Origin of the sequence: Micromonospora sp. NPDC051227 (genome assembly GCF_044455385.1) — a bacterium.
Taxonomy (GTDB): Bacteria; Actinomycetota; Actinomycetes; order Mycobacteriales; family Micromonosporaceae; genus Micromonospora.
Window position 1 is genome coordinate 19,248 of the sequence record NZ_JBITET010000012.1, and the last position, 15,852, is coordinate 35,099.

18 protein-coding genes are annotated in these 15,852 nt (G+C 70.6%); 6 read left to right on the forward strand and 12 right to left on the reverse strand.

Annotated elements, in window-relative coordinates; all coding sequences use genetic code 11:
* Positions 1-87: 87 nt before the first annotated feature.
* Complete coding sequence (gene panB / locus ACIA47_RS25080; protein ID WP_396710980.1) at positions 88-933, forward strand: 3-methyl-2-oxobutanoate hydroxymethyltransferase; 846 nt, start codon at positions 88-90, stop codon at positions 931-933.
* Positions 934-1,035: 102 nt separating this feature from the next.
* Here the strand turns inward: panB and npdG are convergent, their stop codons facing one another.
* From npdG to ACIA47_RS25100, 4 genes are all read right to left on the reverse strand, one after another.
* Positions 1,036-1,734, reverse strand: a complete 699-nt coding sequence (gene npdG, locus ACIA47_RS25085; RefSeq protein ID WP_357353920.1) for an NADPH-dependent F420 reductase — start codon at positions 1,732-1,734, stop codon at positions 1,036-1,038.
* 115 nt (positions 1,735-1,849) lie between these two features.
* On the reverse strand, positions 1,850-3,280 hold the full coding sequence (locus ACIA47_RS25090; RefSeq protein WP_396710981.1) for an RNB domain-containing ribonuclease: 1,431 nt from the start codon (positions 3,278-3,280) through the stop codon (positions 1,850-1,852).
* A 79-nt stretch (positions 3,281-3,359) separates the two neighbouring features.
* Positions 3,360-4,127, reverse strand: a complete 768-nt coding sequence (locus ACIA47_RS25095) for a histone (RefSeq protein WP_396710982.1) — start codon at positions 4,125-4,127, stop codon at positions 3,360-3,362.
* Positions 4,128-4,210: 83 nt separating this feature from the next.
* Positions 4,211-4,414: a hypothetical protein gene (locus tag ACIA47_RS25100; RefSeq protein ID WP_030330129.1), complete on the reverse strand. Its 204-nt coding sequence runs from the start codon at positions 4,412-4,414 to the stop codon at positions 4,211-4,213.
* A 175-nt stretch (positions 4,415-4,589) separates the two neighbouring features.
* On the opposite strand from ACIA47_RS25100, the gene ACIA47_RS25105 reads away from it, so the two are divergent.
* Entirely contained in the window at positions 4,590-5,087 is a 498-nt protein-coding gene (locus ACIA47_RS25105) for an NUDIX hydrolase (protein ID WP_396710983.1), read from the forward strand.
* A gap of 3 nt (positions 5,088-5,090) precedes the next feature.
* On the opposite strand, the gene ACIA47_RS25110 is transcribed toward ACIA47_RS25105, so the two are convergent.
* From ACIA47_RS25110 to ACIA47_RS25120, 3 genes are read right to left on the reverse strand one after another with little or no spacing between them, the layout of a single operon-like run.
* On the reverse strand, positions 5,091-6,041 hold the full coding sequence (locus tag ACIA47_RS25110) for a hypothetical protein (RefSeq protein WP_396710984.1): 951 nt from the start codon (positions 6,039-6,041) through the stop codon (positions 5,091-5,093).
* Positions 6,035-6,370 (reverse strand): PadR family transcriptional regulator, encoded by a 336-nt coding sequence (locus tag ACIA47_RS25115; RefSeq protein WP_396710985.1) that lies wholly within the window; start codon positions 6,368-6,370, stop codon positions 6,035-6,037. The genes ACIA47_RS25110 and ACIA47_RS25115 overlap by 7 nt, the downstream gene beginning before the upstream one ends.
* A 20-nt stretch (positions 6,371-6,390) precedes the next feature.
* Positions 6,391-7,263, reverse strand: coding sequence for a GyrI-like domain-containing protein (locus tag ACIA47_RS25120; RefSeq protein WP_396710986.1), 873 nt, complete (start codon positions 7,261-7,263; stop codon positions 6,391-6,393).
* Positions 7,264-7,406: 143 nt separating this feature from the next.
* Between ACIA47_RS25120 and ACIA47_RS25125 the strand changes: the two genes are divergently transcribed.
* Positions 7,407-7,940 (forward strand): GrpB family protein, encoded by a 534-nt coding sequence (locus ACIA47_RS25125; protein ID WP_396710987.1) that lies wholly within the window; start codon positions 7,407-7,409, stop codon positions 7,938-7,940.
* A gap of 91 nt (positions 7,941-8,031) precedes the next feature.
* On the opposite strand, the gene ACIA47_RS25130 is transcribed toward ACIA47_RS25125, so the two are convergent.
* The gene (locus ACIA47_RS25130; protein ID WP_396710988.1) at positions 8,032-8,607 is read right to left on the reverse strand and encodes a GNAT family N-acetyltransferase; all 576 of its coding nucleotides are present in this window, start codon (positions 8,605-8,607) and stop codon (positions 8,032-8,034) included.
* Positions 8,608-8,673: 66 nt separating this feature from the next.
* Here ACIA47_RS25130 and ACIA47_RS25135 point away from each other — a divergent pair, with 66 nt between their 5' ends.
* Positions 8,674-9,558: a transglutaminase domain-containing protein gene (locus tag ACIA47_RS25135; RefSeq protein WP_396710989.1), complete on the forward strand. Its 885-nt coding sequence runs from the start codon at positions 8,674-8,676 to the stop codon at positions 9,556-9,558.
* Here the strand turns inward: ACIA47_RS25135 and ACIA47_RS25140 are convergent.
* The 3 genes from ACIA47_RS25140 to ACIA47_RS25150 all read right to left on the reverse strand — a co-directional run bounded on the left by ACIA47_RS25140 (position 9,545) and on the right by ACIA47_RS25150 (position 12,678).
* Positions 9,545-10,486 carry a redoxin family protein gene (locus ACIA47_RS25140; RefSeq protein WP_203122116.1) on the reverse strand — a complete coding sequence of 314 codons (942 nt, stop codon included), beginning with the start codon at positions 10,484-10,486 and terminating at the stop codon, positions 9,545-9,547. The two genes, ACIA47_RS25135 and ACIA47_RS25140, sit on opposite strands and share 14 nt — an antisense overlap.
* Complete coding sequence (locus ACIA47_RS25145) at positions 10,487-11,710, reverse strand: epoxide hydrolase (RefSeq protein WP_203122119.1); 1,224 nt, start codon at positions 11,708-11,710, stop codon at positions 10,487-10,489. It lies immediately after the preceding gene.
* 131 nt (positions 11,711-11,841) lie between these two features.
* Complete coding sequence (locus ACIA47_RS25150) at positions 11,842-12,678, reverse strand: SDR family oxidoreductase (RefSeq protein ID WP_396710990.1); 837 nt, start codon at positions 12,676-12,678, stop codon at positions 11,842-11,844.
* 119 nt (positions 12,679-12,797) lie between these two features.
* Between ACIA47_RS25150 and ACIA47_RS25155 the strand changes: the two genes are divergently transcribed.
* Positions 12,798-13,400, forward strand: coding sequence for a TetR/AcrR family transcriptional regulator (locus ACIA47_RS25155; protein WP_203122123.1), 603 nt, complete (start codon positions 12,798-12,800; stop codon positions 13,398-13,400).
* A gap of 55 nt (positions 13,401-13,455) precedes the next feature.
* Positions 13,456-14,385 (forward strand): expansin EXLX1 family cellulose-binding protein, encoded by a 930-nt coding sequence (locus ACIA47_RS25160; protein ID WP_396710991.1) that lies wholly within the window; start codon positions 13,456-13,458, stop codon positions 14,383-14,385.
* Between the two features lie 65 nt (positions 14,386-14,450).
* Here ACIA47_RS25160 and ACIA47_RS25165 read toward each other — a convergent pair whose 3' ends face one another.
* Positions 14,451-15,716, reverse strand: coding sequence for a hypothetical protein (locus tag ACIA47_RS25165; protein ID WP_396710992.1), 1,266 nt, complete (start codon positions 15,714-15,716; stop codon positions 14,451-14,453).
* Positions 15,717-15,852: the final 136 nt, after the last annotated feature.

Genomic DNA, 15,852 nt, shown 5'->3' on the forward strand with positions numbered 1-15,852 from the left:
GGGCCCTGCCGTCAGCCCGTCTCGCGGTGCGACGATCGCGACGGAACCCGGGGACCGCGCAGGCGGCCTCGAGGAAGGGAGACAGAGATGGTGGAGTCCACTCCGCACGAGGTGACCGCGCTGTACGGCGGCCCTGCCACCCGACGGGTCCGGACCCGCGACCTGATGGCCGCCAAGGAGCGCGGCGAGCGGTGGCCGATGCTCACCTCGTACGACCAGTACACGGCGTCGATCTTCGACCAGGCCGGTGTTCCGGTGCTGCTGGTCGGCGACTCGGCCGCGAACAACGTCTTCGGCTACGAGACCACACTGCCGATCACCGCCGACGAGCTGCTTCCGCTGGTCCGGGCCGTGGTGCGGGCGACCCGGCAGGCGCTGGTCGTCGGTGACCTGCCGTTCGGCTCGTACGAGGAGGGTCCGGCCCAGGCGCTGCGTACCGCCGTCCGGTTCATGAAGGAGGGTGGCTGTCACGCGGTGAAGTTGGAGGGTGGCCGCCGCAACGCCGCGCAGATCGCCGCGATCGTCGGTGCCGGCATTCCGGTGATGGCGCACATCGGTTTCACGCCGCAGAGCGAGCACACCCTTGGTGGCTACCGTGTGCAGGGTCGCGGCGACGCCGCCGACGAGGTGCTGGCCGACGCACGGGCGGTGGCGGAGGCGGGAGCGTTCGCTGTGGTGCTGGAGATGGTGCCCGGCGAGGTGGCCAAGCGGATCACCCACGAGCTGCCGATCCCCACGGTGGGCATCGGCGCGGGCCCGGACACCGACGCTCAGGTGCTGGTCTGGCAGGACATGGCCGGGCTGCGGACGGGCAAGGCGCCACGCTTCGTGAAGCGGTACGCGGATCTGGCCGGCGCTCTCACCGACGCCACCCGCCGGTTCGCCGACGAGGTCCGCAGCGGCGAGTTCCCCGCCGCCGAGCACACTTTCTAGCACCGAGTACGGCCTGATCCACTCGGGTTTGCCAAAATCGCGGTGTCCCGGGCACCGGGACACCGCGACTTCATGAAACCGGAGTGGATCAGGCCGCTCGGGTCAGAGATCGGTGACGCGGATGCCGGCGTGCGCCTTGTAGCGCTTGTTGATGGCGATCAGGTTGGCCGTGAACGCCTCGATCTGGTGGGCGTTGCGCAACCGGCCGGCGTAGATGCCCCGCATGCCGGGGATCCGGGCGGCCAGCGCGCCGACGACGTCGACCAGCTCGCGGTCCTCGGTGCAGATCAGCACGTCCAGGTCGATCCGGTCGACCTCGGGGTCGGCCAACAACGGGGCGCTGACGTGGTTGAACGCGGCGCAGACCCGGGAATCGGGCAGCAGCGCGGCGGCCTGCTGCACGGCGCTGCCCTCGGCGACGGTCAGCGCGTACGGGCCCTGCTTGTCGAAGCCGAGCGGGTTGACGCAGTCGACGACGATCCGGCCGGCGAGCGGCTCGGCGAGGGCGGCGACGGTGGCGGCGTGCCCGTCCCACGGCACCGCGATGATCACCACGTCGCTGCGTCGGGCCACCTCGTCGTTGGCCGCACCGGTGACGCTGCCGCCGGCCGGCACCCCGGGCAGGGCGGCGATCTCGGCCGCGGACTCGGCGGCCCGCTCGGCCGACCGGGATCCGATCAGCACCGTCTGGCCGGCCCGCGCGAACCGGTAGGCGAGGCCCCGCCCCTGGTCGCCGGTGCCGCCGATGATGCCGACCGTCAGCCCGGACACGTCGGGCAGCGTGCTCGCGTCGTATGCCATGGCCTCATCCTCGCAAACCGCTCGGCCCGTCAGCAGCGCCGAGCGCTGTGAGAATCCCCCCTGCACGTGAGGGACCGCGCCAGCGGGCGAGAACAGGGCCTGGGCGGCGGCCCGGTCAGGCCAGCTCGAACAGGACGGTACGGGCCGCCGGGTCGGCGGTGACCAGGCGGACCCGGACCCGTTCGCCGAGCGGCAGTTGGCCGAGACAGCGGGCGCGTACCGGCGGGGCGTCCAGCGCGACGGTGCCACCGGGCGGTCGGGGCCGGGACTTGCCGTTGGGCGGGGCGTCGACGTCGAGGACGGCCGCCTCGAAGGTCTCGCCCACCCGGTGCTCCAGCACCGCCGCCTCGGCCAGCTCGACGGCGCCACGAGCGGCCGCCGAGGCGACCCGGTCGGTGCTCGCCATCACCTCGGGCAGCCGGGGCAGCGCGGCGCGGGCCCAGTCGGGCACCGCCTGGCCCGCGTGCAGGGCCAGGCAGACCTCAGTGGCGTACCGGTCGGCCAGCCGCCGCAACGGCGCCGTGACGTGGGCGTACGCGGCCGCCACACCACCATGCTCCGGCTGCTCCGGCAGCTCCCCGTCGAAGGCGGTGTACGCGGCACCGCGCATCAGCTCGGCCGCCTGGTCGATGAACGCGGCGGCGCGCGGCTGGGCGGCGTCCAAACCGGCGATGACCTGCCCCGGGCCCACGTCGTCCGGCCAGTGCACGCCCAGCGGCGCGGCGGCGGCCCGGAGCCGCTGCACCGCCTCCGGTTTGGGCGCCGGCATGGTACGCAGCAGACCCACCCGGCCGGCCAGCATGATGTCGGCGGCAGCCATCCCGGTCAGCAGGGAGATCTGCGCGTTGTGCTCTTCCATTGGCACCGGCGCGCGCAGCACCAGCCGCCAGCCCTCACCGTCGGGTTCCAGATCCTGCTCGGGCAGCGGCAGGTTGATGGCACCCCGGCTCAGCCCTCGGGCGGTCAGTCGGTCGCCGATCTCCGGCAGCAGCGCGATCGGGTCGGGTAGCCGCCCGAACTCGGCTGCCGCGTGCACCCCTGTGTAGTCGAGTTTGGCGCGGCTGCGGACCAGGGCGCGTTCCAGCTCGACGGCCACGGTGCCGCCGTCGGCGTCCAGGTCGATGGTCCAGACCACCGCGGCCCGGTCGTCGTCGGGCAGCAGGCTGGCGGCACCCTCGCTGAGGGTGTGCGGGTGCAGCGGCACGTTGCCGTCGGGCAGGTAGATGGTCTGCCCCCGCCGCCAGGTCTCCGCCTCCAACGCCCCACCCGCTGTGACGTGCGCGGCGACGTCGGCGATCGCGTACCGCACCCGGTAGCCCCCACCGGGCCGGCGGCTGAGGTGCATCGCCTGGTCCAGGTCCCGCGAGGTGGCAGGGTCGACAGTGACGAACGGTATGTCGGTGCGGTCGACGGGCGGCTGCGGCGGTGCCGCAGCCGCCTCGTCGGCTTCACGCTGGGCGTCGGCCGGGAACTCCTCGGGCAGGCCGAGCTCGCGGCGCAACGCGCCGAAGTCGATGCGGGGCGCGAGTACGCGTCGGATGACCACGGGTCAATCCTGACAGCGCCACGAGTGATCCGCTTCCGGTGACCGGCCGGAAATCCGCCCGATGAGGGATGCTCCGCGCTCAGCCGGTCGCCTTGCGGGCGGCGCTGCGGGCCCCCCTGGGGGCGGTGGCTCGGGCGGCGACCGGGCGGGCCTGAGTCTTGCGGGCGGTCACCTTGCGGGCCGGCGCCTTGGTCGCAACGGTCTTCTTCGCCGGGGCCTTCTTCGCCGCCGCCTTGCGGGCGGTGGTCGACGAGGTACCCGTCGACTTCGCGGCCGGGGCCTTCTTGGCCGGAGCCTTGCGCGCGCCGCCGCTGGGGCGGGTCGATGCGGTCTTCTTCGCCGCGGCCGTCTTCTTCGTGGCTGTCTTCTTGGCGGCGGACGCCTTGGTCGCCACCTTCCGCGCCGGGGCCTTCGCCGCGGTGGTGGTCTTCTTCGCCGCCGAGGCGGTGGTCTTCTTCGCCGCGCTCACCGTCTTCTTCGCCGTACCGGTGGTCTTCTTCGCGGCGGTGGTGGTCTTGCGCGCGGTGGACGCCGGGGCCCGCTTGGCGGCGGTGGTCGTCTTGCGGGTGGTGGTCGAGGCCTTCGCGGGGGCTTTCTTGGCCGCGGCGGGGGTCTTGGTCGTGGCCTTCTTCGCGGGGGCCTTCGTGGCCGCCGTTGTGGTCTTCCTGGCCGGGGCGCGGCCCGCCCCGCCGGCGGCCTTGCGGGCCGGTGCCTTCGCGGCAGCCGTGGTGGACTTGCGCACGGGGGTGGTCCGGCTCGCCGCCGTGTTCCGCTCCGCCGCGGCGGTCTTCTTCGCGGTGGTGCGTCGGGCGGCCGGGCGCTTGGTGGCCTGCTGTGCTTCGGCCATCGTGGTTCCCTCCTCGGGGGACGTGCTCTCGCGTGCGTCCTCGCGGAGCACGAAATACCTCGGCGCGAGCCGTCCCGCGCCGCCTATCTGTCGTCCCCGGCCCAACGAGCGTCCTCGGCATCCCACGCCTCGTTCCGCTCCTGCACTCGTTGCAGGGCGTTCTCCGCGTCGGCCGCCGAGTCGTACGGACCGAGAACGTGCTTCGCCGGACACACGTTGGCGTCCGTCTCGACCCGGTGATGCCGGGTGCACCAGTAGAACTGCCCACCACGTTCGCTGTCGCTCATGGGAATCACTGTGCACCGCGAACCGGCCGGCCGCCACCGGATCGCACAAGTCGCCGACGATCTCCACAGTAGATACGCATTGCGTTCGTCGGGGCGAAATGGCGAAACGCGTGGGACTGGAACACCAGGAGATGCGCAGGTGAGCCTCGCTGTAGGGCACATCTATGATCGCCGGATGGCGATTCCGGACTACATCGTGGGGCTGCGCAAGCACGTCGGTCACGACCTGCTGTGGCTGCCGAGCGTCAGCGCGGTGGTCCGCAACGACGCCGGCCAGCTGCTGCTCGGCCAGCGCGCCGACGACGGGCGCTGGTCGGTGATCAGCGGTTTCGTCGAGCCGGGCGAGCAGCCGGCCACCGCGCTGGTCCGCGAGGTGCGCGAGGAGACGGGCCTGCAGGTGGCGCCGGTGCGGATGTCCAGCGCCGTGTCGCACCCGCACACGTACCCGAACGGGGACCGCTGCGATTACCTGAACCTGGGGTTCCTCTGCCGGTTGGTGGCCGGCAGCGCTCGCGTCAACGACGACGAGTCGCTGGCCGTGCGGTGGTTCCCGCTGGACCGGCTGCCCGAGCTGGACAAGCACGCCCTGCTGGTCATCGCTTACGCGTTGCGCGAGAACCAGCTGGCCGGTTACCTGGAGCCGGGTACGACGTGGGACGACGTACCCGACTGAGGTTCACACCGGGGTCGGCGCGAGGGCGACCGTCTCGGCGGGGGCCGACCGGGCCGCCCGGATGGTGTACGCGAGCGCGTAGGGCGAGCAGGCCAGGTAGAGCATGGGCTCTACCAGGACCCGGTTGGTGATCAGGAAGATCTCCCAGTCGATCGGTCGGGGCAGACCGAAGTTCCAGTTCGTCCAGCAGGCGAAGAGCCACAGCGGTGCGGAGATCGGGTCGACGCGCTCCCGTGCGTCGATCGTCGGCCCAGCGCCGATTCCGCCCGGGTACGTGTCGACGACGGCGAGGATCACCGCGAGGTCCGCGGCGGCGAGCGCGCCGAGGACGCCGACCCACCAGGCGGCGCGAAGGTGACCGCGGGCGGCGAGGCTCGCCGCGGCCCACAGGGCGAGGGTCAGGCCGGCCAACCAGAGCAGCAGACCGGGTACGGCGCCGGCCAGGCTCTCGGCGTTGGTGACGTACATGAACAGGATGACGGCCGCACCGACGGGAAGCACCACGCCGAGCGCGATGCGTAGCGAGCCGTCGAGTGCGGTGTGCCGGGCCCAGCGCGCGGCGAACACCGCCAGCAGCAGCGCCAACCCGATGGTGAACGCGGACCAGAGCGGTCTCTGCGCCCGCTCGGACCAACTCGGGGCCACCATGCGCTCGATCGGCATGAGGGCGAACGCACTGACGAGCACGATTCCGACGCAGGCGATCGGGGAGAGCAGCAGTGCGGCGACGGTGCGGCCGGCCCGACCACGCATCAGGGTGCGATCGACGATCGGGGCGCCGGCGCGACTGACGGCCAGGCTCACCGCGAAGCCGACCATCTTCGTCCGGCGACCGCTCTCCGCGAGGACGTGCAGCTCGGCGGCCCACTCGCGGCGCAGGTCGTCGCGAACCTCAGCCGGCCAGCGGCGCGCGGCCAACTCCAACAGCAGCTCGGCGGCCCGGCGGGTCACCACGCTGGTGCTCCGGTGGGCTCGGTGCCGCCCCACGAGCGACGGCCACCGTCGGGGATCGCGGCCCGCAGGTCGGCGAGCGCCTGGCGGGCCTGCGTCACCCCGACGGCGGTCAGTCGGTAGTAGCGGCGGGCCGGCCGGCCGGCCGCGACGGGATCGATCGCCTCCCAGTCGGCGGCCAGCCAGCCGGCCCCCTGCAACCGGTGCAGCACCGGGTAGAGGGTGCCGCTGGGCAGGCCGGTCAATCGCATCAGGTCGAGCCCGTAGCGCTGCTCGTCGGGTTTGGCGAGCAGCGCCGCGAGCACCTTCGCGACCGGAATGGTCATCCGCATCCGACCACTGTATCGGAACTCTACATAGGGGTGGGTACCCGTTCGACGGGAATCCACAGCTCGGCGTCCGCCTGGGTGCCGTCCGCCGACACCCGGACCCGGGAGATCTCCGGTCCAGGTCGGCTGCGGTACGGGTTGGACGGAAACCACTGGGTGAACACGTCACGCCACAGGTACTGCACCGCCTGTGGAAACGCACCGGCGGTGGTGAACACCGCCCACGATCCGGCCTGCACCGGCAGCGCGTCCAGGTCCTCCGGCGGCACGGCGCCGGTCACCACCCCGTGCCAGTAGTCCAGCTCGGTGCCCTCCTGCCGGCTGTCGGCGAGGTTGTCGCTGACGTTGACAATCCCCTTCGGCTCCTGATCGGAGAGCGCCTCGATCCGCTCGGTCGTCTCCTTGTCGATGCTGTGGATGAACGCGACGATCGCCGGGTTCATCCCCTCGTGCACCAGCGGGACCCGGGCCTTGCGCCCCACCAGTGCGAACGCGTCCTTGTCGACGATTCGGTACTCCATGCTGCCGCTCCCTTCGACTGTGAGTCGGAAGGACATCCGGGGCTGGGCGCGCAGCGCTGCCCCCGTACGCCGAGCTTCTCCGGGGCCCACGCCGTGCACGGCGTGGAACGCCCGGGCGAACGCCTCCGCCGAGCCGTAGCCGTAGTGCACAGCGACGTCGAGCAACGTCCGCTCCCCCGCCAGCACGTCCGCACCGGCGACGGTGAGCCGACGCCGACGGATGTACTCCGACAGCGGCATCCCGGCCAGTGCGGAGAACAGCCGCCGGAAGTGGTACTCCGACGTCAGCGCGATCCGCGCCAGCTCGGCCACCTCGATCTTCTGGTCGAGGTGGCGCTCGATGTACGACATGGCCTCGTTGAGCCGATCCAGCACCCGGGCCTCCTTCCCTTTCGAGTACCGACGCTAGGTCGCGGGGTGGGTCGCCCACCCGACATCCGATGCCCGCATCGGTCGGGTACGGCAGCACCGGTCGTCGTGTCGTAGCCTGGCGGACTTTGCTTCCCGAGGAGGTTGACGTGGCCGAGTATCCGCAGGACGTCGTACAGCGCTTCCACGGCACCGCCGAACAGGTCGACGCCGGCCTGGTGGGCGAGCCGCCACGGACGTGGGAGTCCGTCGTCATCGAGGAGTACGACAGGTCCTGGGCGCACCGGTTCATCGCCGTCCGGTCGTCGCTCACCGAGGCGCTGGGTGATCTGATCATCAGCGTGGAACACATCGGGTCGACGGCGGTGCCGGGGCTCGCCGCCAAGCCCGTCATCGATGTCGACCTCGTCATCGAGGACACTGCCGAGGAGGCCACCTATCTCCCCGCCCTGGAACGGCTCGGGTACCGACTCGTCCTGCGGGAGCCCTGGTGGCACGGGCACCGGATGCTTCTCAGCCCCGCCGAGGACGTCAACCTGCACGTCTGGCCGCAGGGCGCGCCGGAACCGGTCCGGCACCGGCTCTTCCGCGACTGGCTGCGCGCGCATCCGCACGACCGGGAGCGGTACGCCGCGACCAAGCGGCGCCTCGCGCGGGACACCGCGCACCGACCCCGCGACTAAGGCCTGGCGAAGAACGACGTCATCGACGAGATCTACGCGCGTATCTTCGCCGCCTGACGACCTCACGTCGCCGGCGGTCACGCGTGACTTCTCAGCGCGGCGGCTGCTGCATGATCCAGGTGGGCACGGGCTCCGGCAGGAAGCCCGCCACCTCCCAGCCGGCCCGGCGGTACAGCTCGACGTTGCCCGGGTTGCTGGTCTCCAGGATCGCCGGCAGGCCCTCGGCGGCGGCACGGGCCAGGCCGGCCCGCATGACGGCACGGCCCCAACCCCGTCCGGCACTGTCGGGGTGGGTGCCCAGGACACCGAGATACCAGAACGGGAACGTTGGCAGGGCGGCGTGCACGGCGTCGTCGTAGCCCTGCACCCGGGCCAGCACGTCGGCGGGGTAGTGAGCGGCGAGCCCGCCCTCCGGTGACCCGGTCAGCGACCCCGCCGGTGGCTCCCAGATGGCGACCGACGCGCCCCCACCGATCGTCCAGATCGACGACTGGTGCACCCGTTTGTCGAAGAGGTGCCCGAAGAAGGCGGCGGCGTACCGCGGATAGGTCTCCTCGTTCGGGAAGAGGCACCGCAGGATCGGATCCTTGACGAATGCGGCGACCAGCGAATTAACCACCGCATCACGGTCCGCCGGGGTGGCGATGGTGATCTCGGGCGTTGTCACAGCAGTCGACACTAGCCGGAAAAAGCGCCTTGACCCTGACACGGTGGCGGACCGGACACTGACCCCATGGACCTCAATGACTACCGGAGACACTCCCCCTACAGCGACCCTGGTCGGCACGGCGGGCTCCTCGACGCCGTGGCGTCCGACATCCCCACAGTGGCGGCGACCGCCCGCAACGTGATCGTCCACTACCGGGCCGGCGGAGTTGACCTGCCCGTCGACCGGCTGGACGAGGTGAACCGCCGCTGGGTGGACCGCATCCTCGACACCGACCAGTCCCGCTTTCCCCTGCCGTTGAGCGCTGAGCGCCCGGCCGTTGACCGGGTGGCCGGCTGCTGCCGGGACCACACACTGCTGTCGATCGCGATCCTCCGTCAGCACGGCATTCCCAGCCGCAGCCGGGTCGGCTTCGCCTCCTACTTCACCCCCGGCTGGCACCACGATCACGTGCTGGTGGAGTACTGGGACGGCGAGCGCTGGGTCTGGGCCGACCCGGAGGTCGACCCGGCCGGCGACTGGCGGTTCGACGGCTACGACATCGACCCGACGGCAGGGCTCTTCGACTCGGCAGCGCGGGTGTGGTCGGCGTACCGGGCCGGGACGATCGATCCCGACGTCTACGGCGTGGCCCCCGACATGCCGGTCCACGGCGCCTGGTTCATCTACAACTACGTCCTGCACGAGCTGGCCCATCGGCAGAAGGACGAGCTGCTGCTCTGGGACGGCTTTGGCGCGATGACCGAGGACATCGCCACCGCCGACCTCACCCTCGTGGACGAGATCGCCGCGTTGCTGCTCGCCGCCGACGACGGAGACGAGGCCGCGGAGAAGGCGCTCGCCGACCGGTACGCGACCGACAGCCGTCTGCGTCCCGGCGCCCAGGTGAAGAGCTATTCACCGGTCTCCGACACTGTGAACACTGTCGATCTGCGCGTCAGCCGAAGGTGAAGGCGTACGCCGCGGCACCGGGCTCGCCGAACGTGATCTCCAGGGTCCGCTCCCGGACCGCGCCGTCCTGGCGGACGAGCTGGTAGAGCCGGCCGTCCTGGAGTACGCCGTTGCCGTCCTCGTCGACGTCGACGCCGCGTGACGGGCCGGGAGCCGCGCCGTCGAGCGATACGCGGAACGGAATCGACGCTCCCGCCCCGGGGGCCAGCACGAGATGCGCGTCGCGGGCGTGGAACCGGAAGGCGATGCCGCCGCCGGCCCGGTCCAGCACGACGTTCTCCGACCCGATCGTCCACTCCCCCGCCAGCGCCCACTGGTTGAGGCCGAGGCTCGCCGGCACCTGGTAGGCGCGGCGTTCGTCGAGCACCGGGCCGTTCGGCGACGCGAAGTGTTCACCGCGACTGAAACCGAGGTACGTCTCGGGCGTGCGCAGGTTGGTCCAGTCGGCCTCCGCCTCCGGGCCGAGCCCGTTGACGGGTACGGGTTCCCGCTCGATGCCGAGCAGTTGCTGGAGCATCCGCTCGGACTGCTCGTAGCGTCCCTCGCCGAAGTGTTCGTCGCGGATGACCCCGTCGGTGTCGACGAAGTAGAGCGCCGGCCAGTAGTGGTTGTCGAACGCGCTCCAGATCGCGTAGTCGTTGTCGACCGCCACCGGGTAGTCGATCGAGCGGGCCGCGACCGCCCGCCGCACCCAGTCGACGTCGTGCTCGAACGCGAACTCCGGGGTGTGCACCCCGATGACGACCAGCCCGTCATCGCGGTAGGCCTGCGACCAGGCACGCACGTACGGCTCCTGGCGCAGCCAGTTGATGCAGGTCAGCGTCCAGAAGTTGACCAGGACGACGCGACCACCCAGGTCGGCGGGGCCGAGTGGCTCGGAGTTGAGCCACTCGGCCGCCCCGTTCAGCGGGGGCAGGTGCACGGCCATCTAGCGCAGCGACCGGAAGGCGGCCCGCATCTCTTCCGAGAAGAGTTGCGGCTGCTCCCAGGCGGCGAAGTGCCCGCCCTTGTCCAGCCTGTTGTAGTGGATGAGATTGGGATACGCCTGCTCCGCCCAACTCTTGGGAGCCTGGTAGAGCTCGTCGGGGAACACGCTCACGGCAACCGGGATCGTTACGCCCTTGGCCGCGAAGAAGGAGAGTTGGTTCTCCGCGTACAGACGAGCCGAGGAAACCCCGGTGTTCGTCAGCCAGTAGAGCGAGATGTTGTCGAGGAGGTCCTCCGGCGTGATCCCTCGGGGCTGCCCGGCGACGGACTCGGAAATGAGCTTCAGGCTGGCGGCGTCATGGTCGAGCATGTACGTCGCCAGGGCGACGGGCGAGTCCGCCAATCCGGTCAGCGTCTGCGCGCGTCCCATCTCAAGGGCGTAGCTGGAATGCTTCCAGAAAAAGTCCGCCTGCTCGCAAGCGCGCCTCTCGTCGTCGGAGAGGTTGGACGGAAGCGACCCGAGAGGATTGTTCGCACCGGTGATACCGGACTGGAGCATCGCATCAATGTCGGGCGGGTACACACCCGGCATGTTGATGTGAATGCCGATCAGTTCCGGAGGGGCCTGCACACCCATCAGCTCCGTGATGAGCGCACCCCAGTCGCCGCCCTGCGCCACGAACCGCGAATAGCCGAGGCGCCTCATCAATTCGATCCAGGCGTTTGCGATGTGTTGCGGGTCCCAGCCGGGCTTGCTCGGCTTCCCGGAAAAGCCGTAACCGGGCATCGACGGGATGATCAGATGGAAGGCGTCCGAGGCACTCGCCCCGTGCGCGGTGGGATTGGTGAGCGGGTCAATGATTTTCATCTGCTCGATCACCGAACCCGGCCACCCGTGCGTGACGATGAGCGGCAGGGCGTCCTCGTGCTTCGAACGGATGTGGAGGAAGTGGATGTCGAGGCCGTCGATCTCGGTCATGAACTGCGGTAGTGCGTTCAGCCGCGCCTCGACCTTGCGCCAGTCGTACTCTTTCTCCCAGTAACGCGCGAGGGCCTGCATTGTCGCGAGCTGCACGCCCTGCGACTGATCCGGCACGGTTTCCTTTTCGGGCCAACGTGTGGCGGCGATGCGGGCACGCATTGCCTTGAGGTCCGCGTCGGGGATTTCCACCTTGAACGGCCGGATCTCCGTGGTGCCGGGTCGCGTCATGGTTTTGACAGCCATGGGTGCTTCCTCTCCGTCTTGATTCGCGCCTCACAAGGGGATCAGGTGTTTCCCAGGCTGACCGCATTCAGGCATGATCATGGGTCGGAATTGTGGCGAGACGTTGCGGGTGCACGGGTGGCGACTGCCCATCAATGCGCACGCCCGGGATCGGCGACGGCGTGTTCGGCGGCGCGGCTGACCTGCTCCCAGCTCGCCCAGGTGTCCATCCGCCGGCGAGCGATGTCGAACGCCAGGTCGTACACCATGCTGCCGAGCAGGAGCCGCAGCGGCGGCTCGTCGCTGTCGACCAGTTGCAGCAGCGCCTCGGCGGCCAGCCGCGGTTCGCTGTCGATGGAGCCTTCCGCCCACTGCCGTTCCAGTTCGGCGCGCAGTGGCGCGTAGGCGTCCATCGGTGTGGTGGCGCGCACGCTGGTGTAGAGGTCGGTCCAGTATCCGCCCGGCTGCACCATGCTGACAGTGATGTCGAAGGCCGCCGCCTCCATCGCCAGCGCCTCGCTCATGCCCTCCAGGGCGAACTTGCTCGCGCTGTACAGGCCGGTGCTCGGGAAGCCGCCGAGCGCGGCGATGCTGGAGACCTGCACGATGTGGCCGGACCGCTGGGCGCGCAGGTGCGGCAGCACGGCCTGACTGACCCAGAGCGCGCCGAAGAGGTTGACCTCGAACTGGGCTCGCGCCTCGGCCTCGGTGAACTCTTCGATCATGCCCATCGACAGGGTGCCGGCGTTGTTGACCACGATGTCGAGCCGGCCGAAGTGCTCGACGGCGGTGTTCACTGCGGCGATGACCGCCGCCCGGTCGGTCACGTCGAGGGTCAGGGCCAGCAGTCGGTCGGCGTACTTCTCGTCGAAGTCGGCAGTGGTGATGGTCCGGGCGGCGGCGACCACCCGGTCACCCCGGTCGAGCGCGGCGTCGGCGAAGGCGCGGCCGAGGCCGCGGCTGGCACCGGTGATGAACCAGGTACGCATGTGCTCTCCAACAGTTTCAAGACGAGACGGTCCGTCTCGTGATGGGCCGAGACTAAGCCCTCGACATCGCCGCCGTCAAGACGAGACGGTCCGTCTCGTGTGCTGGTATCGTTCCACCCATGACGCCCAACACGGCCCGCCGGAGAGAGACCTCCCGGCGCGCCATCCTCACCGCGGCCTTCGACCTGCTCCAGGAAACGGGGTACGCGAAGCTCAGCATCGAGGGCATCGCCGCGCGGGCCGGCGTCGGCAAGCAGACCATCTACCGCTGGTGGCCGTCGAAGGGCGCTGTCATCTTCGACGCCTTCCTCATGCTCAGCGAGGCCACCGAAGGTGGGCCGCCGACGCTGCCGGACACCGGCGACCTGGCGGCGGACCTGACAGTGGTGCTGCGCGCGACGGTCGAGGAGATGAACGACCCCCGGTACGAGCAACCGATGCGCGCGCTGGCCACCGAGATCGCGCTCGACCCCGAGCTGGCCGCGGCGTACGCCGAACGGTTGGACGGGCCGTTGAAGGAGGCCAAACGGCAGCGCCTGCGCAGCGCCCAGCAGGCCGGTCAGATCGCCGACGACATCGACCTCGGCGTGGCGGTGGACATGATCTGGGGGCCGGTGCTCAACCGCTGGCTGCAACGCAGCGGCCCGCTCACCACCGAGTACGCCGACCTCGTCGTCAGCACCGCCCTCAACGGATTGCGCCCCCGCCGATCCGGCGAGTGACGATCGGTGGGAAGGCTTTGCGCTGCCGCAGCACGGTGCGGCAACATCAGGCGCCGTGACGGCACCAGGCACGGCCCCCGACAACGACATCCCGGCCGGCGACAACGGCACGCCCCGGTCAAGTCGGCGGGTCAGGCACTGGTTGGCCGGCGCAGGGGTCACCGCCCTGGCCGCCGTCCTGGGCATCACCCTCGCGGTTCGCGGCGGCGCCGCCCCGGCCTGCGCCGCGCCGCCGACTGGCAACGCCGTCCACAAGGGAAAGGCCAGCTTCTACGACGCGGGCCGCTCCGGCGGCAACTGCTCCTTCCCGGGCCCTCCGGCGGACCGGCTCTACGTGGCCCTCGGCGCATCCCAGTACTCCGGATCGGCGGCCTGCGGCAGCTACCTGGAGGTGAGCGGCCCGAAGGGCAGGGTCCGGGTCATGGTGATGGACCAGTGCGGCGGCTGCGGGCCCAGCAAGATCGATCTGTCCATCGAGGCGTTCACCAAGATCGCGGACCGGTCGCAGGGCATCGCGCCCGTGACGTACCGGGCGGTGGTGAACCCGCCGCTCGACGGAGGGCTCACCTTCCGGATGAAGGGCGGCGCCTCGAAGTACTGGTTCGCGGTGCAGGTCGGCAACCACGGCAACCCACTCCGCTCGGTCGAGGCGAAGGGGCCGGGCGGCGCCTTCCGCAAGGCCGCCCGGCAGAGCGACAACCACTGGACCATCGAGGGCGGGATCGGTCCCGGGCCGTACAGCATCAGGGTCACCGACGTGTACGGACGCCAGGCGACCGCCACCGGCATCCGCATGGTCACCAAGCAGGTGCAACGCAGCACGGCCACTCTCGCCAGCGCCTTGCCCACGCCCAGCAGCTCACCGTCGGCCCCGCCGAGCCCCACCGTCGCGCCCGCACCGACGCTGGCGGGGTCGACCGCACCGACGGCGACAGTCGAAGCGCTCGCGGGTGCCGCCGCTCCGCTCGACCGCCCCCGCTGCTGACCGAGCCGCCGCGACACGTCGTCACACCACAACCCGTCAGCCTCGCGGTGCGCCAGGAATCCGGCTCAGCGGAACGCGCACGCGACAATCGTCAGTAGCGCCCTGAGCAGCACCAGTACGCGGTACACCCCGTAAAAGATCCACATGCCGAACATGCCGACGGCCGTGATGATCAGGGCAGGCCCCACGACGGCCGTTTCCTCGACCACCCAGCCGCCCGCGATCACCACCGTGACCACGACGCCGAGCAGCACGACAGCACGTCCCACCCCCTTTGACGCCTGCCACAGGGCTGTGGCGTGGGCACGGGCTGGCAGGGCTCCCGCCGAGGGCATGGTGGGCGACGCGACCGGTGCCGGCGCGCGCGACGCCAGTTCGTCGAGTTGCCGACCCGCGGCGCGGTCCCGTTCGTCGGCAGAGCCACTCAGGACCGCCTCCAGCGCACGCAGGTCATCCCGGCCACGGAGCAGTCCGGTGCGGGGATCACCGAGGAGCAGCAGAGGAACCGGGGGCTCCTCGTCTGCCGAGCGGGCCAGCACCCACGCATCGCCAAAACCCTTCAGCTGATCCGGTTGCAGCACCGTGACGACCCCGGAAACCAGGCTGATCCGGGGCGCTGCCGGATCAGCATCGATTACCAGGTCAGCGCCGATTAACAGGTCAGCGCCGTCGATCATCGCTTCGATGTCGACCAGGTCCCGGCAACTCTCGGTGAAGTGCCGAACAACTGTGGTGACGATGCCGACCACCACCAGGGAGACGACCAGCACGATGCCGCCGAGCAGCTCGTTGTGCTGTGTCGCAACGACGGTGAGCGACAGCGACGGGACGAGGACGAGCAGATACCAGCCGACGAACAGCAGGGCCCTGCGCCGGTCCAGCCACCGCTTGAGCCGGGCACCGTCGGGCTCGTCCGGAAAGCGCCGCAGGGGAACCCCGCTGGTCGGCTGGATCGGTTGCCGGCACAGATGGTGGAAGCGCTCACCCGCCAGCACCGCCAGGTCCCGCGCGAGCTGGTCCTCCCCGTAGGCCACCTCAGCAAGCTCGAACAGTTCGGTGGCCGCCTGGCCGTCCACCGGGCTCTTCTCGGGCAGCGGGACGCCCAGGCTCACCCCGGCCGCAGGCACCAGGAGCAGACGTGGACGCCGTAGCGTGCGTCGGTCGGCGGTCGCGGGAGCGTCGGCGAGCACGACAGCGGCAACCTCATCCCACAGCAGGTGGCGCTTGAGCTTCGGAATCCGCATTGACAAGCCGTCCGAGTCGACATCGACGCGGAACGGCAACACCGCGCCCCGCGCCAGCCGGCCACCTGTTGCCAGGCCGAACGCCACAGCCGCCGCGCTCAGGAACAGGCCGACCCAGGCGATGTCCATCATCGCGTACGCGATACCGACAGCTCCGGTGAGCAGCAGTATCCCGAACACCAACAGGACAAGACGGTCGAAGTACGGTCGCCGTACCTTCACC